At 71.7% G+C, this 23,102-nt stretch carries 17 protein-coding genes, 2 tRNA genes and 1 pseudogene; 5 read left to right on the forward strand and 15 right to left on the reverse strand.

What is annotated here, in order from left to right:
* Nucleotides 1-113 precede the first annotated feature (113 nt).
* Together ACIBCU_RS04445 and lepA are read right to left on the reverse strand one after the other, a co-directional pair.
* Nucleotides 114-2,003 (reverse strand): AMP-dependent synthetase/ligase, encoded by a 1,890-nt coding sequence (locus tag ACIBCU_RS04445; RefSeq protein ID WP_399229151.1) that lies wholly within the window; start codon nt 2,001-2,003, stop codon nt 114-116.
* 310 nt (nt 2,004-2,313) lie between these two features.
* Nucleotides 2,314-4,188 carry a translation elongation factor 4 gene (gene lepA / locus ACIBCU_RS04450; RefSeq protein WP_362935804.1) on the reverse strand — a complete coding sequence of 625 codons (1,875 nt, stop codon included), beginning with the start codon at nt 4,186-4,188 and terminating at the stop codon, nt 2,314-2,316.
* Nucleotides 4,189-4,403: 215 nt separating this feature from the next.
* On the opposite strand from lepA, the gene rpsT reads away from it, so the two are divergent.
* Entirely contained in the window at nt 4,404-4,670 is a 267-nt protein-coding gene (gene rpsT / locus ACIBCU_RS04455) for a 30S ribosomal protein S20 (RefSeq protein ID WP_014156344.1), read from the forward strand.
* Nucleotides 4,671-4,937: 267 nt separating this feature from the next.
* Here the strand turns inward: rpsT and holA are convergent, their stop codons facing one another.
* Nucleotides 4,938-5,927, reverse strand: a complete 990-nt coding sequence (gene holA, locus ACIBCU_RS04460) for a DNA polymerase III subunit delta (RefSeq protein WP_104785575.1) — start codon at nt 5,925-5,927, stop codon at nt 4,938-4,940.
* Between the two features lie 89 nt (nt 5,928-6,016).
* On the opposite strand from holA, the gene ACIBCU_RS04465 reads away from it, so the two are divergent.
* Complete coding sequence (locus tag ACIBCU_RS04465; protein WP_362935807.1) at nt 6,017-6,262, forward strand: hypothetical protein; 246 nt, start codon at nt 6,017-6,019, stop codon at nt 6,260-6,262.
* A 33-nt stretch (nt 6,263-6,295) separates the two neighbouring features.
* On the opposite strand, the pseudogene ACIBCU_RS04470 reads toward ACIBCU_RS04465, so the two are convergent.
* Together ACIBCU_RS04470 and ACIBCU_RS04475 are read right to left on the reverse strand one after the other, a co-directional pair.
* Nucleotides 6,296-7,180, reverse strand: a pseudogene (locus tag ACIBCU_RS04470) (YceI family protein).
* Between the two features lie 221 nt (nt 7,181-7,401).
* Nucleotides 7,402-8,220: an arylamine N-acetyltransferase gene (locus ACIBCU_RS04475; protein ID WP_399229155.1), complete on the reverse strand. Its 819-nt coding sequence runs from the start codon at nt 8,218-8,220 to the stop codon at nt 7,402-7,404.
* Nucleotides 8,221-8,320: 100 nt separating this feature from the next.
* On the opposite strand from ACIBCU_RS04475, the gene ACIBCU_RS04480 reads away from it, so the two are divergent.
* Entirely contained in the window at nt 8,321-8,776 is a 456-nt protein-coding gene (locus ACIBCU_RS04480) for a pyridoxamine 5'-phosphate oxidase family protein (protein ID WP_399229158.1), read from the forward strand.
* A gap of 23 nt (nt 8,777-8,799) precedes the next feature.
* Here ACIBCU_RS04480 and ACIBCU_RS04485 read toward each other — a convergent pair whose 3' ends face one another.
* The 5 genes from ACIBCU_RS04485 to leuS all read right to left on the reverse strand — a co-directional run bounded on the left by ACIBCU_RS04485 (nt 8,800) and on the right by leuS (nt 17,544).
* Nucleotides 8,800-11,388, reverse strand: a complete 2,589-nt coding sequence (locus tag ACIBCU_RS04485; protein WP_399229161.1) for a ComEC/Rec2 family competence protein — start codon at nt 11,386-11,388, stop codon at nt 8,800-8,802.
* Nucleotides 11,385-12,062, reverse strand: coding sequence for a helix-hairpin-helix domain-containing protein (locus ACIBCU_RS04490; protein WP_399229163.1), 678 nt, complete (start codon nt 12,060-12,062; stop codon nt 11,385-11,387). Before ACIBCU_RS04490 ends, ACIBCU_RS04485 begins: the two co-directional genes overlap by 4 nt.
* A 757-nt stretch (nt 12,063-12,819) precedes the next feature.
* Complete coding sequence (locus ACIBCU_RS04495; protein ID WP_362935831.1) at nt 12,820-13,665, reverse strand: DegV family protein; 846 nt, start codon at nt 13,663-13,665, stop codon at nt 12,820-12,822.
* Nucleotides 13,666-13,824: 159 nt separating this feature from the next.
* Nucleotides 13,825-14,517: a hypothetical protein gene (locus ACIBCU_RS04500; RefSeq protein ID WP_362935834.1), complete on the reverse strand. Its 693-nt coding sequence runs from the start codon at nt 14,515-14,517 to the stop codon at nt 13,825-13,827.
* A gap of 153 nt (nt 14,518-14,670) precedes the next feature.
* Nucleotides 14,671-17,544, reverse strand: a complete 2,874-nt coding sequence (leuS, locus tag ACIBCU_RS04505) for a leucine--tRNA ligase (RefSeq protein ID WP_362935837.1) — start codon at nt 17,542-17,544, stop codon at nt 14,671-14,673.
* 483 nt (nt 17,545-18,027) lie between these two features.
* Between leuS and ACIBCU_RS04510 the strand changes: the two genes are divergently transcribed.
* Nucleotides 18,028-19,239 (forward strand): hypothetical protein, encoded by a 1,212-nt coding sequence (locus ACIBCU_RS04510; RefSeq protein WP_399229166.1) that lies wholly within the window; start codon nt 18,028-18,030, stop codon nt 19,237-19,239.
* Entirely contained in the window at nt 19,236-20,810 is a 1,575-nt protein-coding gene (locus tag ACIBCU_RS04515) for a ferredoxin (protein ID WP_399229168.1), read from the forward strand. The genes ACIBCU_RS04510 and ACIBCU_RS04515 overlap by 4 nt, the downstream gene beginning before the upstream one ends.
* Nucleotides 20,811-20,885: 75 nt before the next feature.
* On the opposite strand, the gene ACIBCU_RS04520 is transcribed toward ACIBCU_RS04515, so the two are convergent.
* The 5 genes from ACIBCU_RS04520 to rsfS all read right to left on the reverse strand — a co-directional run bounded on the left by ACIBCU_RS04520 (nt 20,886) and on the right by rsfS (nt 23,079).
* Nucleotides 20,886-20,958 (reverse strand) — tRNA-Ala (locus ACIBCU_RS04520).
* 163 nt (nt 20,959-21,121) lie between these two features.
* On the reverse strand, nt 21,122-21,355 hold the full coding sequence (locus tag ACIBCU_RS04525) for a hypothetical protein (RefSeq protein WP_033305681.1): 234 nt from the start codon (nt 21,353-21,355) through the stop codon (nt 21,122-21,124).
* Nucleotides 21,356-21,808: 453 nt separating this feature from the next.
* Nucleotides 21,809-21,881 (reverse strand) — tRNA-Ala (locus ACIBCU_RS04530).
* A gap of 116 nt (nt 21,882-21,997) precedes the next feature.
* Nucleotides 21,998-22,651, reverse strand: coding sequence for a histidine phosphatase family protein (locus ACIBCU_RS04535; RefSeq protein WP_362935924.1), 654 nt, complete (start codon nt 22,649-22,651; stop codon nt 21,998-22,000).
* A complete protein-coding gene (gene rsfS / locus ACIBCU_RS04540) occupies nt 22,648-23,079 on the reverse strand; it encodes a ribosome silencing factor (protein ID WP_099172529.1) in 432 nt (143 codons plus the stop codon). The genes ACIBCU_RS04535 and rsfS overlap by 4 nt, the downstream gene beginning before the upstream one ends.
* Between the last annotated feature and the right edge of the window lie 23 nt (nt 23,080-23,102).

A 23,102-nucleotide genomic window follows, 5' to 3' on the forward strand; every position in this document is an offset into this window, starting at 1 on the left:
GGGTGCCCAATACGCCGGTGTTGCGGGTGGGGCCCGGGGCCCCCCCCCCCGGGGCGGGGGGGGGGGGGGGCCCCCCCCCCCCCCGGCCCCGGCTCCGACCTGCTCCTCGGCCGCTACGCCTCGCGGGAGCCCGCGTACATGTCCTCGATGAGGTCCTTGTACTCGCGCTCGACGACCGGCCGCTTCAGCTTGAGGCTGGGGGTCAGTTCACCGTGTTCGATGTCGAGGTCGCGCGGCAGGAGCCGGAACTTCTTGATCGTCTGCCAGCGCTGCAGGCCCTCGTTGAGGCGCCGCACATAGCCCTCGATGAGCTCCACGGCCTGCGGCGACGCCACCACGTCGGCGTACGGCTTGCCGCCCAGCCCGTTCTCCTGCGCCCAGCCGAGAATGGTCGGCTCGTCGAGCGCGATGAGGGCGGTGCAGAAGTTACGGTCCGCGCCGTGCACCAGGATGTTGGAGACGAACGGGCAGACCGCCTTGAACTGCCCCTCGACCTCGGCCGGGGCGATGTACTTGCCGCCGGACGTCTTGATCAGGTCCTTCTTGCGGTCGGTGATCCGCAGGTAGCCGTCCTGCGAGAGCTCGCCGATGTCGCCGGTGTGGAACCAGCCGTCCGACTCCAGGACCTCGGCGGTCTTCTCGGGCAGCCGGTGGTAGCCCTCCATGAGGCCGGGGCCCCGGAGCAGGATCTCGCCGTCGTCCGCGATCCGGACCTCGGTGCCGGGGAGCGGCTTGCCGACGGTCCCGGTGCGGTAGGCCTCGCCCGGGTTGACGAAGGAGGCGGCGCTGGACTCGGTGAGCCCGTAGCCCTCCAGGATGTGGATGCCGGCGCCGGAGAAGAAGAGGCCGATGTCGGGGGCGAGCGCGGCCGAGCCGGAGACACAGGCCCGGAGCCGCCCGCCGAAGGCCTCGCGGATCTTCGCGAAGACGAGGGTGTCGGCGACCTTGTGCTTGGCGCCGAGCCCGAACGGCACGGAGGCCTTGCCGGTGCGCCGGAAGTTGTCCTGCGACACCGTGGCGTACTCCCGGGCGACCCCGGCCGCCCACTGGAAGATCTTGTACTTGGCGCCGCCGCCGGCCCGGGCCTTGGCCGCGACCCCGTTGTAGACCTTCTCGAAGATGCGCGGGACCGCCGCCATGTAGGTCGGCCGGACCACCGGGAGGTTCTCGATGATCTTGTCGACGCGTCCGTCGACGGCCGTGACGTGACCGACCTCGATCTGGCCGGAGGTGAGCACCTTGCCGAAGACGTGGGCGAGCGGCAGCCAGAGGTACTGGACGTCGTCCGCGGTGATCAGCCCGGTCGCGACGGTCGCCTTGGCCATGTACGACCAGTTGTCGTGCGGCAGCCGTACGCCCTTGGGGCGGCCGGTGGTGCCCGAGGTGTAGATCAGGGTCGCCAGCTGGTCGGAGGTGATCGCGGCGACCCGGTCGGTGATCGCGTCCGGGTTCTTCACCAGGTGTTCGGCGCCCCGGGCTTCGAGGTCGGCCAGGGTGAGCACCCAGCCCTCGGGGTCGCCCTCCACGGACTCCGCACCGGCGGGGTCGATGACGACGACATGCGCCAGCTCGGGCAGCCCGGCCCTGTTCTCCCGGGCCTTCGCCAGCTGGGCGGCGTCCTCGGCGATCAGGACGCGGCTGTCCGAGTCGGCCAGGATGAAGGCGGACTCCTCGGTGTTCGTCGAGGGGTAGATCGTCGTGGTCGCGGCACCCGCGCACATCACGCCGAGGTCGGCGAGGATCCATTCGACGCGGGTGGAGGAGGCCAGCGCGACCCGCTCCTCCGGCCGGACACCGAGAGCGATCAGACCGGCCGCGATGGCGTGGACGCGCTCGGCGGCCTGCGCCCAGGTGAGCGACTTCCAGTCGTCCGGTCCCTGACCGGAGGCGGCGGGCACCGGATAGCGGTACGCCTCCCCGTCCGGGGTGGCCGCCACGCGGTCGATGAAGAGAGTCGCCACGGAGGGCGGTCGGCTATCGATCAAGGTCTGTGTGTCGCTCACGACGTCCTCCGGGCCTGCGGCATTGCTACGACCGGCTTATGGGTGCTGCTGCTTGTATGTCCTGCTTCTCGTTCCCGCTCGGCCTGCTTGTTTAACTGGCGAGTAACTAACGGGTGGTGATCAGACTAGAGCGCGTCGGACCGTCGCGTAAGAGGCAACAGGCCGCCGCTTGATAACGAACCGGGCCCCTGTGCCGCGGACGTCCGCGGCACAGGGGCCCGTGGGGCTACCCCCGGGTACGCCCGACTACGTACTCCCGGGTGGCCCCGGGCGGGGCGGGCGGGGGAACGGGGCGGGCGCCGGGCGGGTGCTACTTCTTGCCCTTGCTCTCGCCGGCCGACTCGTCGGTCGACAGGACGGAGATGAACGCGTCCTGCGGCACCTCCACGTTGCCGACCATCTTCATCCGCTTCTTGCCTTCCTTCTGCTTCTCCAGCAGCTTCCGCTTACGGGAGATGTCACCGCCGTAGCACTTGGCGAGGACGTCCTTGCGGATGGCGCGGACGGTCTCACGGGCGATGACCCGGGAGCCGATGGCCGCCTGGATCGGCACCTCGAAGTTCTGCCGGGGGATGAGCTTCTGCAGCTTGGCGACGAGCCGGACGCCGTACGCGTACGCCTTGTCCTTGTGTGTGACCGCCGAGAAGGCGTCGACCTTGTCGCCGTGGAGCAGGATGTCCACCTTGACGAGCTGGGCGGACTGCTCACCGGTGGGCTCGTAGTCCAGCGAGGCGTAACCACGGGTCTTGGACTTCAGCTGGTCGAAGAAGTCGAAGACGATCTCGGCGAGCGGCAGGGTGTACCGGATCTCGACCCGGTCCTCGGAGAGGTAGTCCATGCCGAGCAGGGTGCCCCGCCGGTTCTGGCAGAGCTCCATGATCGCGCCGATGAACTCGCTGGGCGCCAGGACGGTGGCCCTGACGACCGGCTCGTGCACCTTGTCGATCTTGCCCTCGGGGAACTCGCTCGGGTTGGTGACGGTGTACTCCGAGCCGTCCTCCATCTCGACGCGGTAGACCACGTTGGGGGCCGTGGCGATGAGCTCGAGACCGAACTCGCGCTCGAGCCGCTCGCGGATCACGTCGAGGTGCAGCAGGCCGAGGAAGCCGACACGGAAGCCGAAGCCGAGCGCGGCCGAGGTCTCCGGCTCGTACACCAGGGCGGCGTCGTTGAGCTGGAGCTTGTCCAGGGCCTCGCGCAGGTCCGGATAGTCGGACCCGTCCAGGGGGTAGAGCCCCGAGAACACCATCGGCTTGGGGTCCTTGTAGCCACCCAGCGCCTCGGTCGCCCCCTTGTTCAGGGAGGTGATGGTGTCACCGACCTTGGACTGCCGGACGTCCTTCACACCGGTGATGATGTAGCCGACCTCGCCCACGCCGATGCCGTCGGCCGGGGTCATCTCCGGGGAGGAGACACCGATCTCCAGCAGCTCGTGGGTGGCGCCCGTCGACATCATGCGGATGCGCTCGCGCTTGTTGAGCTGGCCGTCGACGACCCTGACGTAGGTCACGACACCGCGGTACGCGTCGTAGACCGAGTCGAAGATCATCGCCCGGGCGGGGGCGTCCGCCTGGCCGATCGGTGCCGGGACGTCCCTGACGACCCGGTCGAGCAGCGCGTCCACGCCGATGCCGGTCTTCGCGGAGACCTTGAGCACGTCCTCGGGCTGGCAGCCAATGAGGTTGGCCAGCTCCTCGGAGAACTTCTCGGGCTGCGCGGCGGGCAGGTCGATCTTGTTGAGCACCGGGACGATGGTGAGGTCGTTCTCCATCGCCAGGTAGAGGTTGGCCAGCGTCTGCGCCTCGATGCCCTGCGCCGCGTCGACGAGTAGGACGGTGCCCTCGCACGCGGCCAGCGAGCGGGAGACCTCGTAGGTGAAGTCCACGTGGCCCGGGGTGTCGATCATGTTGAGGATGTGGGTCGTGCCCTTGTCCTCACCCTCGGTGGGTGCCCACGGCAGGCGGACCGCCTGGGACTTGATGGTGATGCCGCGCTCGCGCTCGATATCCATCCGGTCGAGATACTGGGCGCGCATCTGCCGCTGGTCGACCACTCCCGTCAGCTGGAGCATCCGGTCGGCAAGGGTCGACTTGCCGTGGTCGATGTGCGCGATGATGCAGAAGTTGCGGATCAGCGCCGGGTCGGTACGGCTCGGCTCGGGCACGTTGGTAGGAGTCGCGGGCACGCAGGGTCCTGATTCTTGAGACGCCGGACGCCGTGTCTCGGGTCGATGTCGGGTCGGACGGATCGATACGTAGCCTCCATGGTCCCACGCCCACGGGGCCGGGACCGGTTTGGGCCGGTCCGAGGGTGACTGCTACCGTGGGCAGCTGTGCCTCGTGGCCCTCAGAAGCGGCGTGGCGCACATAGAAGATCCAACGAACCTGAAAAGGCTCTTTCGTGGCGAACATCAAGTCCCAGATCAAGCGGAACAAGACGAACGAGAAGGCGCGCCTGCGCAACAAGGCCGTCAAGTCCTCGCTCAAGACCTCGATCCGCAAGGCCCGTGAGGCTGCCGCTGCCGGTGACGTCGAGAAGGCCACTGTGGCCGTCCGCGACGCCTCCCGCCAGCTCGACAAGGCTGTCTCGAAGGGTGTCATCCACAAGAACGCCGCCGCCAACAAGAAGTCGGCGCTGGCTCTCAAGGTTGCCGCCCTCCAGGGCTGAGCTACTGATGTGATCGCCGGAACGGACTCAGCGGGCCCTCTCTCCCGCTCCTGACCGGCACCCGCGCCGCACACCGAACCTGCGTTCGCCACGCGGGTGCGGCGCACCAAGCGTGAACCGAAGGCCCCGGCCGCGTCCTCCCCAGGACGCCGGCCGGGGCCTTCGCGCGTGCCTCTCGCGGGCGGAAAAGGCTGCGGGGCGGGGCGGGCTGTGCTGGGGCCGGGCTGTCCCGGGCCGGGCTGGACGGCGGGGGTTGTCGGGCGGCGTTCAGCGGCCGCCGGAGCGTGCCGCGCGGGCTACCGCGACCACGGCCTTCTCCAGGGCGTACTCGGGATCGTCCCCGCCGCCCTTCACACCGGCGTCGGCCGCGGCGACCGCGATCAGCGCCGCTGCCACTCCGTCCGGGGTCCATCCGCGCATCTGCTGGCGGACCCGGTCGATCTTCCAGGGCGGCATGCCGAGCTCGCGGGCCAGGTCCGCGGGCCGGCCGCCCCGGGCGGAGGAGAGCTTGCCGATCGCCCGGACGCCCTGCGCGAGGGCGCTGGTGATCAGGACGGGGGCGACGCCGGTCGACAGCGACCAGCGCAGCGCCTCCAGCGCCTCCGCGGCCCGGCCCTCGACCGCGCGGTCGGCGACCGTGAAGGAGGAGGCCTCGGCGCGGCCCGTGTAGTAGCGGCCGACGACCGCTTCGTCGATGGTGCCCTCGACGTCCGCGGCCAGCTGCGAAACGGCGCTCGCCAGCTCCCGCAGGTCGCTGCCGATGGAGTCCACCAGCGCCTGGCAGGCCTCCGGGGTCGCGGAGCGCCCGAGCGCCCGGAACTCCGACCGCACGAAGGACAGCCGCTCGGCGGGCTTGGTGGTCTTGGGGCAGGCCACCTCACGCGCCCCCGCCTTCCGCACCGCGTCCAGCAGGCTCTTGCCCTTGGCCCCGCCCGCGTGCAGGAGGACGAGGGTGATCTCCTCGGCGGGGGCACCCAGGTACGCCTTGACGTCCTTGACGGTGTCGGCGGAGAGATCCTGCGCGTTGCGCACGATCACCACCTTGCGCTCGGCGAAGAGCGAGGGGCTGGTGAGCTCGGCGAGCGTGCCGGGCTGCAGCTGGTCCGGGGTGAGGTCGCGGACGTCCGTGTCGGCGTCGGAGGCGCGCGCCGCGGCCACCACATGCTGCACGGCACGGTCCAGGAGCAGGTCTTCCTGGCCCACGGCGAGCGTGACGGGGGCGAGCGGATCGTCGGTGGAACTACGTCTGGTGGCCATCGCGGTCCAGCATCCCACGCCCCTGTGACAAGGCCGCGGGGCAGCCGCCCCGGCGCACCGCCCACCCGGGCATACCGGAGAATGACCGGGTGAGCGATGTGAGACATGTGCTGGTGCTACCCGACCGCGACACGGCCGAGGAAGTCGCGGGGGAGCTGTCCGACCGGTTCGGCGTCACCGAGGAGCCGCAGCTCGTGCGGGACGCCCTGGCGGGCGAGGACGACGCCGAGGACGCCCAGTGGCTGGTGGTGGTGGAGGACCCGGCCGCACGGCTGGACCCGGCGGCGCTCGACGCGTTCGCCGCGGAGTACGAAGGGTGGCTGGAGGCGCCGTAGGGGCACGGCCGGGCCTCGGTGAGCAGAGCGGGATCAGCCCTTGGGGACGATCTGGATGTCCATCTCGATCTTGATGCTCGGGCCGACCACGGCGATGCCGCGCGCCAGCATCGTCTGCCACGTCAGCGTGAAGTCCTCGCGGTGCAGCTCGGTGGTCGCCCGGCAGGCGGCCCGGGTCTCGCCCTCCAGGCCGTTGCCCAGACCGAGGTACTGGGTGTCCAGCGTGACGGTACGGCTCACACCGTGCAGGGTGAGCGCACCGGTGACGCCCCAGCGGGTGCCGCCGCGGTGGACGAAACGCTCGCTGTAGAAACTCGAGGGTCGGGTAGCGCTCGACATCGCGGAAGTCGCCGGACCGCAGGTGGTCGTCACGCATCTGGACGTTCGTATCGATCGACGAGGCGTCGATGATGACGTGCATGGCGGAGTCCTCCATGCGGTCGGCGATCCGCACGGCGCCGGCGAAGGTGTTGAACCTGCCGTGGATGCGGGCCATGCCGATATGACGTGCCGTGAAGCCGATCTGGGTGTGCGACGGCTCGATCTCCCAGTCACCCGGGTCGGGGAGCTGCGGGGGCTGGGCCACTTGGAGGGAGACGTCGCCGAGGCTCACGTGGCCGCCCTGGGCAACGGTGGCCGAACCGTGGAACGGAGTGAAGCCCTCAGCCGTGACACCGAGGCGGTAGTCGCCGACCGCGAGGGTGGCGACGACGTTCCCGAAGGGTCCGTCTCTCCGCCGACGACCTTGCGCCCCGCGCTGTCGGTCACCACGAACTCGGCCTGCCGTACGGGCTCGGAGACAGGGTCCAGCACGCGGCAGCTCAGCATTCCGGCGTTCTGCGGCACCGGGAGCCCGGCGAGGGCGTTGCTCTGCGGGGTGCCGGACTTCGCTCTGCTGCCTAGCCAACGGCCGAACATGTGCACGCACTCCCCAGGGGCGGTTCTCACCTGCCCCTGACAGCCGGACGTCGTTGTCGGAGCAGCAGCCCGCCGACGAATACGCATTCGATCACCGTTGCGACGTTCGAGGCAAACGCAGCAGCTCAGAGAAGGTTGTGCCGAGCTGTACCCAGCTGTGCGTCGCTGTACGCAGGTAGTACCTGAGGTCCGTATTGCCCGGGGTCCCGGCGTGGGCACGGTCAGCCCCGGGGGCGCACCGTGGGCGGGCGGGTGAGCGCCAGACCGAAGTGGTCGCGGTAGGCGGCGAGTACCTCGGCGTCGTCCTTCAGCTCCGTCTCGTGCCGTTCGCCACGCACGGTCGTGATCAAGGTGCGCCCGCGGAGCGTCACCCTGCCGTCCGCGGTGCGCCGGGAGCAGATGAGGGACCGTGCGAAGTGGGAATCCGGCGAAGTGCGGTGGTACCAGGACCCGGCCCGGAAGTCCGACAGCACCCGCGGCCGCAGATCCAGGCGGAACTGGCGCGAACCGTCGCGCAGCAGATCGAGGTCTCCCTGCGGCGCCTCCCGGAGCCGGAACCTGCCGCAGGGATCGTCCTGCTCGGTGCGGGCCTCCAGTTCGAGCGGGTGCAGGGCGTGGTCGCCGAACCCGACATCGGCGAGCCACGGGCCCGTACCGTCGTCGGTCCCGACGCGCAGCGCGACGTGGTCGTACGGGATACCGAGGCGTCCGCCGTCGCCGAACACCCGTGCCTGGAGCAGGGTGACGCGGAAGCCCAGCTCTCGGAGCAGTGCGGCGAAGGCGCCGTTGAGCTCGTAACAGAAACCGCCCCGGCGGTCCGTGACGATCTTGTCGACGAGCTTCTCCTCCTCCAGCACGATGTCCTGGCCGAGATGGATCGAGAGGTTCTCGAAAGGCACGGTCATCAGGTGGCGGAGCTGCAGCTCGCGCAGTGCGGCGGCGTCGGCACGCGCGGGGCGGGTCGCACCGATGCGTTCCAGGTAGGCGTCCACCCGGGCGGCGGCGGGCGCGTGGGCCTGCCGCTGCGTTTCCTCGTTCATCCCTGAAGTCTGTCGCGGTGCGCCGGACGACGCCATGGGCCCGTCGGCCTAGGACCGCCGACGGATGTGGCTCGCCCTGCCGGTGGCTAGCGTGTCGGCCATGACGGAGCGAGAGCCGGCGCGCGGCCCGGAACAGCGCAAGCAGGACGCACTCGACCGCCTGGAGAAGGACGAAGACGTCTGGGTGGCGACGGCCTCCGCCGACGGTGTGCCGTGTCTGGTGCCGTTGTGGTTCGTATGGGACCGGGGCACGCTGCTGCTGGCCACCCGGCGCACCAATCCGACGGCGGTGAACGTGACTCCGTCCGGGCCGGTCAGGCTCGCTCTCGGACACACCCGCGATGTCGTGCTGATCGAGGGAACGGCGGAGATCGTGGAGGGGGCGGACCTTCCCACCGAGTCGGGGGACGCCTTCGCCGGGAAGTTCCACTGGGACCTGCGCGGACGCCCCGCCTGGGTGTATCTGCGCATCACTCCGGCCACCGTCAGGGCGTGGCGCGAGGCGAACGAGCAGGCCGGGCGCGATCTGATGCTCGACGGCACCTGGCTGGTCTGACAGCCGGCGCAGGCGACTCGCCTTCATGACCGGCCTGCCGCACGCAGCCCCGCGCCGGAACCCGTCACCGCGATCGCACCGTGGACGTCGGTGCGCAGGACCTTCGCTCCCGCCGCCTCGAGCGCTTCGACCGTACGGGCCGCCGGGTGACCGTACGGGTTGTCCCTGCCGCAGCTGATCAGCGCGAACCTCGGGCGTGCGCTGCGCAGGAGCGCGGCGTCCTGGTGGGCGGAGCCGTGGTGCGCGACCTTCAGCACATCCACCCGGGGCAGCACCGGATGGCTGCGCAACACCCCTTGCTGCGCCGGGGGTTCCAGGTCACCGAGGAGCAACAGGGTCAGCCCGCCGGACCGGACGAGCAGCGTGACGCTGGAATCGTTCGGCTCCTCGGTCACGTAGGCCGCTGCCGCACCCGGCGCGCCGGGCCAGAGCACCTGCCAGTCGAGGGGCCCCGTCCGGCGCCGCTCCCCCGCAACCGCCCGGACCATCGGAACACGCGCCGCCGAGGCCGTTCTCTCCACGAAGGCCGCCTGCTCCGGCGGTTCGTCGAGACTCGTGGTCTCGATCGCGCCGACCTCGCGGCCCCTCAGCACGCCGGGGAGGCCGCGCACATGGTCGGCGTGGAAGTGGGTCAGCAGCAGAAGCGGCACACGGGTGATGCCGAGGTCGCGCAGGCACCGGTCCACGAGGCGGGGTTCGGGACCGGTGTCCACGACCACTCCCGTGCCGTCCCCGGCGGCGAGCACCATGGCGTCTCCCTGTCCCACGTCACAGAGCGCGAAGGCCCAGCCCGGCGGCGGCCATCCCGTCACGATCCGGGTGAGCGGTACCGGCCTCAGCACCACGAGCACCAGAAGGAGCGCGGCGGCGGAGCAGACCCAGGGGTGGCGGGCCAGGCGGCGGGCCGACAGCACCAGCAGGGCCGTGAGGACCGCCAGGAGGGCCGCGCCGCGCCAGCCGCCCGGCCAGTCGGCCTCCGCCCCGGGAAGTGCGGCGCCGGTGCGGGCCACGGACGCGATCCACCCGACCGGCCAGCCGGCGATCCCGGCAAGCACCTCGGCGGCCGGCATGGACGCGGGGGCCACGGCGAGGGCGGCGAACCCCAGGACCGTCGCGGGCGCCACCGCGAATTCGGCCAGCAGATTGCAGGGAATCGCCACCAGGCTGACCCTGGACGCGAGGACCACGACCACGGGTGCGCAGACCGCCTGAGCGGCTCCCGCGGCGGCCAGCACCTCCGCGATCCGTGCCGGGACCCCGCGCCGCTGAAGAGCGCCGCTCCACCTGGGCGCGAGGGTGAGAAGCGCCCCGGTGGCCAGCACGGACAGCAGGAACCCGTAACTACGGGCCAGCCACGGGTCGTACAGCACCAGCAGCAGCACGGCCGCGGCCAGTGCGGGAATCAGCGATCTGCGCCGGCCCGTCCCGATGGCGAGCAGCGTGATCAGGCCGCAGGCGGCCGCCCGCAGGACGCTCGGCTCGGGGCGGCAGACGATCACGAAAGCCAGCGCGATGCCGCCACCCGTCAGGGCGGTCATGCGCAGGGAGATGCCCAGTCGGGGTGCCAGCCCGCGGCGTTCGCTGCGCGACGCCGTTCCCGGCGGACCGATGAGGAGGAAGAGCAGGATCGACAGGTTGGCGCCGGAGACGGCGAGCAGATGCGTGAGGTCGGTGGCCTTGAAGGCGTCGTGCAGGTCGGGCGGGACCCGTGAGGTGTCACCGACCACCAGCCCCGGCAGGAGAGCTCGCGCATCGGCGTCGAGCCCGTCGGTGGCTTCACGCAGGCCGGACCGCAGCCGCCCTGCCGCGCGTTGGAGGAGGGTGGGCTCCGTGGTGACCTGCGGCGGGTCGTCCGCGTCGGCGCCCAGCACGGCCGCCATGCGCTCCCCCTCGTGACGCGGTGGTGCGAGCCGACCGCTGATGCGGAGACCTGTCGAGGGCAGCAGCCGCTGCCACCGCCCCGCCGCGTCACCCGGGGCGACCATGACGAGAACGGGAGTGCTGAGCCTGGTGACCGTGCCGTCGGGGGCGGTCAGCCGGTCGATCTCGGCGTCCAGAAGGAGGGAGACGGGCGTGCTGTGATCCCCCTGCACACGCGGCCGGGTCCGGCGGGGGTCGGAGGTGACGGTCACCTCCGCCACGACGCGCGCGTACGACTCCGCCAGTCCGGGGACGGGGCCACTACGGGAATCCGCGCCGTGGAGCCCGGCCGCAGCCGCGCCGGCCGCGGCGCAGAGCAGCACCCCGGCGGCGGCCGTGGTTCGCGTCCCGGCACGCCGGGGCGCCCGCGCCGGCCCTGAGCCCGCAGCCGCCGTATCCGCCGGGCCCGCCGGATCCGCCGCCGCCACGACGCCGCGGGGCTCTGCTCGCGGCACGATCCGGGGTTCTGCTCGTGGCACGATCCGGGGTACGGCGATGAGGCCGAGCCCCGCGCACCCGCAGAGGACCGCCCCGACCGCCACCCACCGGCCCGGCTCACCCAGTGCCAGGACGGAGGCCGCCCAGGCCGCCAGGGCCGGAGGGACCAGCCGCAGATCGGCCGGAGCCTCCTGGTGCGGGTCGGCAGCGCCCAGTCGGCCGCCCGAGTCCGCGTGGACGTCAGGACCGGTCATGGCCTGACCAGCGGCCGGATATCCGCGAACCGGCGGTCCCCGATGCCGTTGACCTCGCGGAGTTCGTCGACGGAGCGGTAACCCCCGTGCTCGGTGCGGTAGTCGACGATGTGCTGGGCGAGCACCGGCCCGACGCCCGGCAAGGTTTCGAGCTGCTCGACGGTGGCCGTGCCGAGGCTCACCGGCGCAGCCGGCCCGGGTTGTCCCGGTGCGCCGCCGCCCGCCCCCGTGCCGCCCGCCGGTGGTGGGGCGGCGGGCAGGCCCACCGCTACCTGCTCACCGTCCGTCAGGACACGCGCCCGGTTGAGTGCGGAGACGTCGGTACCCGCGCGGACACCTCCCGCGGCGCGCAGGGCGTCCGCGACGCGGGAGCCGGCCGGCAGATACTGGATCCCCGGCCGGCGCACCTTGCCGCTCACGTCGACGACGATCTGCCCGCCGGGCGCGGTGCCCGTCCTCGCTCCCGCGTCCGGACCGGGCGTGAGGCTCGGCAGAGCCTTCGGGGCCCCCGGCCCGCCGTCCTGGACCGCGGCGGCCTCCGCGACACGGTCGGGCGCGCGTACGGGCTCGGGACGGGCCGACCAGAAGTGGGCCGCCGCGAATACCGCGGCCCCGACCAGGACGACGGCGAGGGCGGCGAGCGGGCGTGGCTCCAGGCCGCATCGCAGCTGCACCCACAGGGGTAAGCGATCCCGCAGAGCGGGCCCGGCTTCTCGCCACCACGGCCTCCGCACGCCGGAGTCGTCGGGCACTGCGCGTCGCAGCGGACCCGGCGGGGCTGACGGGCCTGTCCCCGAACTCGCGTCGGATGCCGGGCGCGGTGGCGTGGCCACTGCCCAGGAAGGTGCGACGCGGGCACGACCGGGCCCGCCGGGCAACGCGGTAGCCGTGCCCGCTGCCGCCTCCGTGGCGGAAGTAGACGCAGGCCCAGCAGCCCAGGGTCCGGACGCAGGCCCAGGAGGCCCGGACGCCGGCCCGGGCGCGGGCGCAGACCGGTCGGCGGTCATGAGCGCGTCCGCGCGGAGCCGGGAAGCTGCCGCGATCTCGGCGTCCGACCCGCGCAGAGTGGGCCGTCGGCGCCCGTGCCGCCCGCCGGACGCGGCGCCGGGCGAGCTGCCCGCCGCTCCGCCGGGGCGGACACCGGACCTGTGCCGGGCACGCCCCGCCGGGCCGGGCCCGTGGGGCACACGGCGTGCGGCACCGTGCGTGGGCGGGTCCATGGCCGCGTGCGCGGGCAGATCCGCGGGCCGGTGTGCGGGCGTAGCGGCGCCGGCCTGGCTCAGCCGGTCTGTGGCACGGTCAGCTGCGAGAAGTGAACGGAGTGTCATGCCTCACGACGCTAGACACTTCCGTGAAAATCTGCCGAGCTGCCCCACTTACGGTGGATAACTCGCCAGTTGTGGATAACCGCATCACCCGCCGGAGTGACGTTCAGCGCGGTGCGACCACGGCTCCCAGCAGCCCCGGCCCGGTGTGCGCCCCGATCACCGCGCCCACTTCGCTCACATGCAGGTCCACGAGTCCGGGCACCCTGCCCCGCAGCCGCTCCGCCAGCCGCTCGGCCCCGTCCGGAGCGGCCAGATGATGGACGGCGATGTCCACAGCCCCCGTTCCGGCCCGCGCGGCGACGATCTCCTCCAGCCGTGCGATCGCCTTGGATGCCGTCCGCACCTTCTCCAGCATCTCGATGCGCCCGCCGTCGAGTTGAAGGAGCGGCTTGACGGCCAGGGCCGATCCCAGCAGCGCCTGGGCCGCACCGATGCGCCCGCCCCTGCGCAGGTAGTCCAGCGTGTCGACGTAGAAGAACGCCGACGTGCCCGCCGCCCGCTTCTCTGCCGCGGCCACCGCCTCGTCCAGCCCACCGCCCGACTCGGCGGTCTCGGCCGCGGTGAGCGCGCAGAATCCCAGGGCCATGGCGACCATGCCGGTGTCGACCACGCGCACCGGCACGGGCGCGTCCTTCGCGGCGACCACGGCGGCGTCGTACGTGCCGGAGAACTCGGCCGACAGATGGAGGGAGACGATGCCGGTGGCCCCCGCCTCGGCCGCGGCTCGGTACGCGGCCGAGAAGACTTCCGGACTGGGCCGTGAGGTGGTCACGGAGCTGCGCTTCTGCAGGGCCAGTGCCAGCGACCGGGCCGAGATCTCCGTGCCCTCCTCCAGGGCCTGATCACCCAGGACGACGGTCAGCGGCACCGCGGTGATGCCGTGCCGCTCCATCGTCTGGGGCGGCAGGTAGGCCGTTGAATCGGTGACGATCGCGACATGGCGGGACATGAGCCGGAGGTTACCTTCCGGGGCGGGGGCACGGCAGCCCGGGACCGGCCTGCTGATCATTTCAGGTCGGTCCCGGAGCCGTAGTTGACGTGCCCCGAACCTCTTCGGAGGCGTTCAGGACGCGCCCGTGCGCGTCCCCGATTCCGCCGCCGACGCCCGTCAGTTCGTGGTCTCCGGCCTGGCCGACTTCTGCCACGGGTAGCCCGTGCGCAGCCGCGGGTCCGGAGGGGTGAGCGAGGGCGGCGTCTCCTCGTCGGCGGGCCCGCTCCAGCTGTGCCCGGCCGTATCGGCCTGTGCAGCCGGCTCCTCGGTCGTCCAGTGCCGCAGGGCACCGGACTCCAGGTCGATCTGCGCGTTGAGTGCGGCCAGGTCGTCGTCGGCGAACTGCCGGGCCCGGTCACGCGCCGCCCAGCGCAGCGATTCCGCCGAGTGCGTGATGCGCTCCGTGCGCTCCTTCAGCCCCGGCAGCAGCGTGGCCACGGTCGCCCGGTCAGGCTCGCGCTCCAACCGCTTGAGCTCGTTGTCGAGCTCGCGTCCGTGCGCGCTCAGGCGCTGGAAGAGCCCGATCGACTCCGCCAGGGAGGCGTCCTCCGCCGCCCCGGCGTTCAGCGCCTCTTGGGTCGCCCGCATCGACGTACGCAGCGTGAGCCTCAGCTGCGCGAGTTCCCCCGGCACGCCCGGCTGACCGTAGCTCTTGGCCCGCAGGGCGGTGTCCTCGACGGAACGGCGCGCCTGCGTGATCGTCCGGTCCACACCGCGTTTGGCGGCGCGCACCGTCTTCACACCGGCGTACACCCCGAGCGCCATGAACGCCACGAACAGCAGCGTCAGGATCAGGATCACGGCTTCCATGAACGCCCCTCGGGTTGTCGGTCGGCAGCCGCGTGCGGTCGCCCCTTCTACCGTAAACGGAACGGGCAGGCCGAGGGTTCCACCGGAACCCCCAACCTGCCCGTAGGGGAAAGCCCTGGCACGCCCGCGAGGACCGCCGGGCCGCCCGCGCCGTTACGCGGGGACGATGTTGACCAGCTTCGGCGCCCGCACGATCACCTTGCGGATCCCGGCCCCGCCCAGCGCGGCGACGACGTTCTCGTCGGCCAGGGCCAGCGCTTCCAGTTCCTCGTCCGAGATCGACGGGGAGATCTCCAGGCGCGCCCTGACCTTGCCCTTGACCTGAACGACGCAGGTCACGGTCTCGTCCACGACGTACGCCGGGTCCGCGACCGGGAAGTCCTGGTGCACGACGGACTCGGTGTGACCCAGCCGGCGCCACAGCTCCTCCGCCACGTGCGGCGCCAGCGGAGCGATCAGCAGCACCAGCCGCTCGGCGACCGACCGCGACAGCGGCCCGCCCGCCTTCGTCAGGTGGTTGTTCAGCTCGGTGACCTTGGCGATGGCGGTGTTGAACCGCATCCCCGCCATGTCCTGGCCGACACCGTCGATGGCCTTGTGCAGCGCCCTCAGCGTGTCCTCGCCGGGCTCCGTGTCCACGACGGTGACCTCACCGGTCTCCTCGTCGACGACGTTGCGCCACAGCCGCTGCAGCAGCCGGTACTGGCCGACGACGGCCCTGGTGTCCCACGGACGCGAGACGTCCAGCGGGCCCATCGCCATCTCGTACAGCCGCAGGGTGTCCGCTCCGTACTCGCCGCAGATCTCGTCCGGCGTCACGGCGTTCTTCAGGGACTTGCCCATCTTCCCCAGGACGCGGCTGACCTTCTCGCCGCCGTGGTAGAACGCCCCGTCGCGCTCCTCGACCTCGGCCGCCGGCACCGCGATACCGCGGCTGTCCCGGTAGACGAAGGCCTGGATCATGCCCTGGTTGTACAGCTTGTGGAACGGCTCGACGGACGAGATGTGCCCCAGGTCGTGGAGCACCTTCGACCAGAAGCGCGCGTACAGCAGGTGCAGCACGGCGTGCTCGGCACCACCGACGTACAGGTCGACGCCACCGGTCGGCTGGCCCTCGCGCGGCCCCATCCAGTACTGCTCGATCGCCGGGTCGACGAGCCGCTGGTCGTTGTGCGGGTCCAGGTAGCGCAGCTCGTACCAGCAGGAACCCGCCCAGTTCGGCATGGTGTTGGTCTCGCGGCGGTACTTTCGCGGGCCGGCGCCGTCGCCCAGGTCCAGGGTGACGTTGACCCAGTCGGCGTTCCGGGACAGCGGGGTCTCGGGCTGGGTGTCGGCGTCCTCCGGGTCGAAGGTGCGCGGCGAGTAGTCGTCGACCTCGGGCAGTTCCAGCGGCAGCATCGACTCGGGCAGCGGGTGGGCGATGCCCTCCTCGTCGTACACGATCGGGAAGGGCTCCCCCCAGTAGCGCTGGCGGCTGAACAGCCAGTCACGCAGCCGGAAGTTGACGGTGCCCTCGCCGACGCCGCGCGCCTGCAGCCACTCGGTGATCTTCGCCTTGGCGTCGACGACGCCCAGGCCGTCCAGCGAGATCTCCTCGTTGGCGGAGTTGACCAGCTTCGCGTCGTACGAGCCGAAGGCGTCATCCCAGGTCGAGGGGTCCAGGCCGCGGTCGTCAGCCGGCTCGACGACGCAGCGCATCGGCAGTTCGAAGGCGCGCGCGAAAGCGAAGTCGCGCGCGTCGTGCGCCGGTACGGCCATGATCGCGCCGGTGCCGTAACCCATCAGGACGTAGTCGGCGATGAAGACGGGAACCTTCTCGCCGCTGACCGGGTTGGTCGCGTAGGCGCCGGTGAAGACACCGGTCTTGTCCTTGGCCTCCGCCTGCCGTTCCACATCGGACTTGGCCGCGGCCTGCTTGCGGTACGCGGTGACGGCCTCGGCCGGGTTCGCGTGGCCGCCGGTCCACACGGGATGGGTGCCCTCGGGCCAGGCGGCGGGGATGATCCGCTCGACCAGCTCGTGCTCGGGCGCCAGCACCATGTAGGTCGCGCCGAACAGCGTGTCCTGGCGGGTGGTGAAGACGGTGATGTCCCCGGCCCCGTCGACGGGGAAGTCGACGCGCGCACCCTCGGAACGGCCGATCCAGTTGCGCTGCTGCAGCTTGATGGCCTCGGGCCAGTCCAGGCCGTCCAGGTCGTTCAGCAGGCGGTCCGCGTACGCCGTGATGCGCATGTTCCACTGACGCAGCTTGGCCTTGAAGACGGGGAAGTTACCGCGCTCGGAGCGGCCGTCGGCCGTCACCTCCTCGTTGGCCAGCACGGTGCCCAGCCCGGGCGACCAGTTGACGGGGGCGTCCGAGGCGTACGCCAGGCGGTACTGCCCCAGGATGTCGGCGCGCTCGGCGGCGCTCAGCGCGCCCCACTGACCGCCGCCGGGGACGGGGCGCTCACCGCTCTCGAACTGCGCGACCAGTTCGGCGATCGGACGGGCCCGGTCGGCCTCGGTGTCGTACCAGGAGTTGAAGATCTGCAGGAAGATCCACTGGGTCCACTTGTAGTAGTCCGAGTCGATCGTCGCGAAAGAGCGGCGCTTGTCGTGGCCCAGGCCCAGCCGGCGCAGCTGGACCTTCATGTTCTCCATGTTGGCCTCGGTGGAGGCCCGCGGGTGTGTGCCCGTCTGCACGGCGTATTGCTCGGCCGGCAGGCCGAAGGCGTCGAAGCCCAGGGTGTGCAGGACATTGTGCCCCGTCATCCGCTGGTGGCGGGCGTAGACGTCGGTGGCGATGTAGCCCAGCGGGTGACCGACATGCAGGCCGGACCCCGAGGGGTACGGGAACATGTCCATGATGAACTTCTTCGGCTTGGCGGCCAGCTCCGGATCGTCCGCCAGGTCACCGGTCGGGTTGGGCGCCTCGTACGTCCCCTCGGCGTCCCAGAAGTCCTGCCAGCGTGCCTCGATGTCGGCGGCCATCGCTGCCGTGTAGCGGTGCGGCGCGGCCACCTCGGCCGCGGAATTCGTCTCGCTCATGATCCTCAAAGCTCCATCGATCGTCATCTGCCGGCGCCCACGTCTACGGACACACGTCTACGGAAACGAAAAATCCCCTCGCACAGGAGGGGACGCCGCGCCGAGTCCGACCAGGCATTCTCACCGGTCGGGAATGATCAGCGCGGCTCGCTAAGCAGAAGGCGTACGGCACGCATGGCGTCAGGGTACCGCACAGGCCCGGGAGCCGGCCCGGCACATATGCGGCAGAGGGGCCGCCCGGGGCCCGCCGCCCCGCGTCCGGAAGGCACGCCATCAGCGCCAACCTTCCACATGACCCACACACTCCGGAGGTTACTCCGCGTACTGCCTCCTATCGGGGCAACAGTTCAAACCTCGTACCGGCCGGTATACGGCGACCTAGCATGCCGCAACGGGACCGCATTGCCGAACCATTCGGAGTCGCCCCCCATGAAGCCTCATCGCAGGATCCGTACGTCCTCCTCCATGAGTACCGGCCCAGGTATGAGCCGCCAGGTGCAGGGCGGGCTGATCGTCGCGGCGCTGGTCCTCATCCCTCTGCTCGCCGTCGCGGGGAGCGACGGCATGCGCGCCGCATTCGACTTCACCACCGGCGTCCTGACGCTGGTGTCCCTCACCGCCGCGGTCGCCTGGGGCCTGCTGGCCACCGACCGGGTGTTCCTCTCGACCCGCCAGCGGATCGTCTGCCAGGGCATCCACCGGGCCGCCGCCGTCGCCTCGCTCGGATTCCTCCTGCTGCACGGCACGGTGAAGGTCGCCCTGGGGCACGTCGGTCTGCTCGGCGCCCTCATACCTTTCGGCGCGGGGGTGAGCGGCGCGGCCGGCCTCATCGGCTTCGGTTCGCTCGCCGGGCTGCTGATGATCACCACGGCGGCGACCGGCGCCATGCGCAGCGCCTTCGCCACTCCGGGCAGGGTCGCCGGCCGCTGGCGCGCGCTGCACGCACTGGCCTACCCGGCCTGGTGCTCCGCACTGGTGCACGGACTGTACGCCGGCAGGCAACCCGCGACCTGGGTCGTCGTGATGTACATGCTCTGCCTGACGGCGGGGGCCGCGGCGCTCGCCCTGCGGCTGCTTCCCGGCCCGACCAAGCGTCTGCTCACCGACCTGGTCACCGGCCTGATCCGACCGGACGGCCCTCCGTCCGCGCCCGACCCGGTCATACGCCCTTCCCCGCTCCCCCGCCCTGAACACACGGCGTCCCCGGCCGGCCGGGGCCTGCCCCCCGACGCACCCGGCTGGGGCGACGACGACCGCGGCGCACGCGGTACCCCGGTCCGCCCCAGGACGCTTTCGGCCCCGGCGCCAGGAGCCTTCGAACCACCGACGTACGAGCCCCAGCCGCACGACCGGCCGCCGTACGGACACCAGCAGTACGGGGCGCCTCCGTACGAACCCCCGCCGCGCAGCTCCGAACGGCTCACCCCGAGCCCGGTTCCGGCACCGGCGACGGGGCCCCGGCCCGGCATCTCCGCGGCGTATAGGGCCGTCTCCCGGCCTTCCGGCCGCCCGCCGGAGCCGACGCACCACCGCTGGCCCGCTCCGGCCCCCGCGCCTCCCGCGCAGGCGCTCAGGCCCGCGTACGCCCCGCCCCCCGGCCCCGCCCCCACCCAGGAGACCGAGCAGTTGCCGGGCCCGCTCTACCCGCCCTCGGCAGGAGAGCCCTGGAACACACCGGCAGGAGACCGACCGTGAACGTCCCCCTCCCCGATGTGCCCGAGGTCCGCGTCGTCGGACTCCCCCAGCTGACCACCGGCTTCGACCTGGTGGAACGCCTCGACCTCGCCATGCACCTGAAGGTGCACGGCCCCCTCGAACCGATGACCGGCGAGCGGCTCGCCGAACTGGCCGAGTCCATCTCGCTGCGCGGCCGCGGCGGTGCGGGCTTCCCGTTCGGGAAGAAGCTGCGCGCCGTGGCGAAGGCCTCCGTACGCCGCGGCGTACGGCCGGTCGTCGTGATCAACGGCAGCGAGGGTGAGCCGGCCTGCCGCAAGGACACCGTGCTGCTCAACCGCACCCCGCACCTCATCCTCGACGGCGCCCTGCTGGCCGCGGAGGCGCTCGGCGCACGCACGCTGGTCGTGGCCGTCACACGCAACTCGACGGAGATCTCCGTACGGACCGCCCTGGCCGAACGCGGTCTGTCCGACCGGCGTGGCCGGCATCTTCGCGCCCAGGTGGTGCGCACCCCGGAGCGCATGGTCTCCGGGGAGGCCTCGGCGGTCATCCGGGCGGTGAACGGCGGTCCCGCCCTGCCGCCGGGCCGCCGCGAGCGCGCCGCGGAGTCCGGCGTCGGCGGCGCCCCGACCCTCCTGTCCAACGCGGAGACCTACGCGCAGCTCGCCGTCGCCGCACGGCTCGGCTCCCGCCGCTACGGGCACACCGGCCTGCCCGACGAACCCGGCACGGTGCTGCTCACGGTCTCCGGGGCGGTGGGCCGCCCGATGGTGATCGAGGTGCCCACCGGCGTGCCGCTGCGCTACGTCCTGCAGCTGGCCGGCGCCCCGCCGCTGCCCCAGGGCGTGCTCACCGGCGGCTACCACGGCAACTGGATCGACGCGCTCGCCACACACGACGCCATGGTCTCCAGAGCCTCCCTGGCCGCGGCGGGCGGCGCGCTCGGCGCCGGTGCCATCCTGCCGATCGGGCCGGAGACCTGCCCGATCGGCGAGTCGCTGAGAATCGCGAACTGGCTGGCCGCCGAGACCGCGGGGCAGTGCGGCCCGTGCAAGCTCGGGCTGCCTGCCGCAGCGGGCGGCCTCTCCGACGTGCTGAACGGCGGCGGCCCCGCCGCCCTGGAGGCGCTCCGCGAGGTGACCCAGGCGGTGAAGGGCCGCGGGGCGTGCAAACATCCGGACGGATCCGCCCGGTTCCTGGCCTCGACCCTCTCGGCGTTCACGGACGATCTCGCCGCGCACGTGCTGGACGGCGGCTGCGGACGGGAGACGCTCGGGGTGCTGCCGCTGCCTTCACCCGGCTACGAGGACCTGGAGGAGTCCATCCCGAGCGGCGAGAAGCTGGCGGTGGACTGGACGCTCTGCCAGGGCCACGGCCTCTGCGCGGACATCGTTCCGGAGCTCATCAGGCTGGGTCCCGACGGCTACCCGGCGCTCGCGGACGCCACTGTTCCGATGCACCTGCGGGGCCGCGCCCAGCGGGCCGTACGGAGATGCCCCGCTCTGGCACTCCGTATCGAACAGGCGCCGGCAGAACGTCCCGCGCTCCCGAGCGCACAGCGCAGGGCCCTGGGCAGCGGACGCGGCTGACCTGCGGGCGGCGACAGAGGTGACGGACACAACAAGAAGCGGGTCATCCGATCCGGATGACCCGCTTCTTCACTGTGGAGCTAAGGAGAATTGAACTCCTGACCTCCTGCATGCCATGCAGGCGCTCTACCAACTGAGCTATAGCCCCGTGCTGTTTGCCACCCGGTTCCCCCGGCGACATCGAGAACATTACACGGTCCCACCGGCCCATCAAAAATCGTTTCCACTCTGTCCGCATATGGCCGGTGCGCACTGCCCTGACCAGCGGTTGCTCCGGTCATGAGGAGCGTGTGCCGGAGGCACACGGCACGTCAGGCGGTGGCGAAGGAGTAGAACCTCTTCAGGGTGCAGTGCTCCTCGAGGAGCCGACCGTAGATGGGCTCCCCTTCGAGCTCCCGGTACGTCTCGATGGGGTCGCCTTTTATGATCAGCGCCCGCGCGCACTCCTCGCACCAGTACTGGAACTCCGCGTTGACGGGGTCCATGTCCCGGACGATGGGCGTACCGCTGCCGCACCAGTCGCACTTCCTCCTGTGTGCACCCATCCGGTCAGCTCCGGGGGTGGCCGCAGGCCGCGCACGCGGAGGAGCCCTCTTGCGAGGCGCCGGAAGAACGGGTCGCGGTGGGGCCATGAGCGGCGAATCGGTGACCGGCGGAGCGATGGGTCCCGGTGGGGGTAAGGGGCGGGCCCGGGGCCCGTACGCGGCTCGCAGGCATCGCGCTCCCTCCCGATCGGTCCGTCGCCCCCTCCGGCGCTCCGATTCTGCCATGGCCCCGCAAGGAGGTCAGCCCGACGACCGCCCCGCCGGGCGGCTTTGCCCTGAAGGAAGGGGACCGGAGCGGCCGGCCGGCCTGCGAAGAAGGAGCCGGCGCGCCCTGTCGGCCCTTGTCCCAGGCGGGCCGGGGCAGTTGAGGCACGGCGGCGCGGACCACCGCGCCGCATCCTCATGAACGGCAAAAAAAGATCCCGCCCCCTGCTGGGGACGGGATCTTGACTGTGGAGCTAAGGAGAATTGAACTCCTGACCTCCTGCATGCCATGCAGGCGCTCTACCAACTGAGCTATAGCCCCGCTGTCCGCTGTGTTTCCCTGCGTTTCCGCGCTGCGAACAAGAAGAACTTTAGCCTGCGACGAGCCGGAAAGTGAAATCCGGCCCCCGGCGCCCTGAGGGGGCCTCCGGGCACCCGCTAGTCGTCGTCCCCGAGCACCGGTTCAGGTAGCGTCCCGGCGTTGTGTTCGAGGAGGCGCCAGCCACGCGCGCCCTCGCCCAGCACGGACCAGCAGCAGTTGGACAGCCCGCCGAGCCCTTCCCAGTGGTGGGCCTCGAGACCGAGCAGCCGGCCGATGGTCGTCCGGATGGTGCCGCCGTGGCTCACGACGACGAGCGTGCCCGCGTCGGGCAGCTTGCCGGCGTGCTCCAGGACCACCGGGGCGGCCCGGTCGGCAACCTCGGTCTCCAGCTCGCCACCGCCCCTGCGGACCGGCTCACCGCGCTTCCACGCGGCGTACTGCTCGCCGTACTGCCCGACGATCTCCTCGTGCGTGAGGCCCTGCCAGGCGCCCGCGTACGTCTCGCGCAGCGCTGAGTCGTGCGCGACGTCGAGACCGGTGACCGAGGCGAGCTCGGCAGCCGTGGCCGCCGCCCGCCGCAGGTCGGACGCCACTATCGCGTCCGGCTGCAGCGAGGCGAGCAGCCGGGCGGCGCGGCGGGCCTGCCCGACACCGGTCTCGGTCAGCTCGATGTCCGTGGAGCCCTGGAAACGGCGCTCCAGATTCCACGCCGTCTGTCCGTGCCGCCAGAGGACGATCTTGCGGCCCCTGCCGCTGCTGCTGCCGTTCAGCTCTGGTCACCTTCCGTGCCGCCGTTGAGCTGGGCGTGCTCCTCGGCCTTGCCCCGGGTCTTGAGCGCGTCCTCCGGGAGGGCGATCTCGGGGCAGTCCTTCCACAGCCGCTCGAGCGCGTAGAACACGCGCTCCTCGCTGTGCTGGACGTGGATCACGATGTCGACGTAGTCGAGAAGGATCCAGCGGGCGTCGCGGTCGCCCTCGCGGCGCACCGGCTTGGCGCCGAGCTCCTTCTGCAGCCGCTCCTCGATCTCGTCGACGATCGACTTGACCTGGCGGTCGTTGGGAGCCGATGCCAGCAGGAAGGCGTCGGTGATCGACAGCACGTCGCTGACGTCGTAGGCGATGATGTCGTGCGCGAGCCGGTCGGCCGCCGCCTGGGCGGCGGCGTTGATGAGCTCGATGGAGCGGTCCGTGGCGGTCACATGCAGGCTTTCGTCGGCGGTCA

Source organism: Streptomyces sp. NPDC051064 (genome assembly GCF_044455985.1).
Classification (GTDB): domain Bacteria; phylum Actinomycetota; class Actinomycetes; order Streptomycetales; family Streptomycetaceae; genus Streptomyces.

Coding starts and splice junctions, on each gene's coding strand:
- holA (WP_104785575.1), bottom strand. CDS start 5,927: ATGGCCACCAGACGTAGTTCCACCGACGATCCGCTCGCCCCCGTCACG.
- ACIBCU_RS04475 (WP_399229155.1), bottom strand. CDS start 8,220: ATGAACGAGGAAACGCAGCGGCAGGCCCACGCGCCCGCCGCCGCCCGG.
- ACIBCU_RS04480 (WP_399229158.1), top strand. CDS start 8,321: ATGACGGAGCGAGAGCCGGCGCGCGGCCCGGAACAGCGCAAGCAGGAC.
- ACIBCU_RS04485 (WP_399229161.1), bottom strand. CDS start 11,388: ATGACCGGTCCTGACGTCCACGCGGACTCGGGCGGCCGACTGGGCGCT.
- ACIBCU_RS04495 (WP_362935831.1), bottom strand. CDS start 13,665: ATGTCCCGCCATGTCGCGATCGTCACCGATTCAACGGCCTACCTGCCG.
- ACIBCU_RS04500 (WP_362935834.1), bottom strand. CDS start 14,517: ATGGAAGCCGTGATCCTGATCCTGACGCTGCTGTTCGTGGCGTTCATG.
- leuS (WP_362935837.1), bottom strand. CDS start 17,544: ATGAGCGAGACGAATTCCGCGGCCGAGGTGGCCGCGCCGCACCGCTAC.
- ACIBCU_RS04510 (WP_399229166.1), top strand. CDS start 18,028: ATGAGCCGCCAGGTGCAGGGCGGGCTGATCGTCGCGGCGCTGGTCCTC.
- ACIBCU_RS04525 (WP_033305681.1), bottom strand. CDS start 21,355: ATGGGTGCACACAGGAGGAAGTGCGACTGGTGCGGCAGCGGTACGCCC.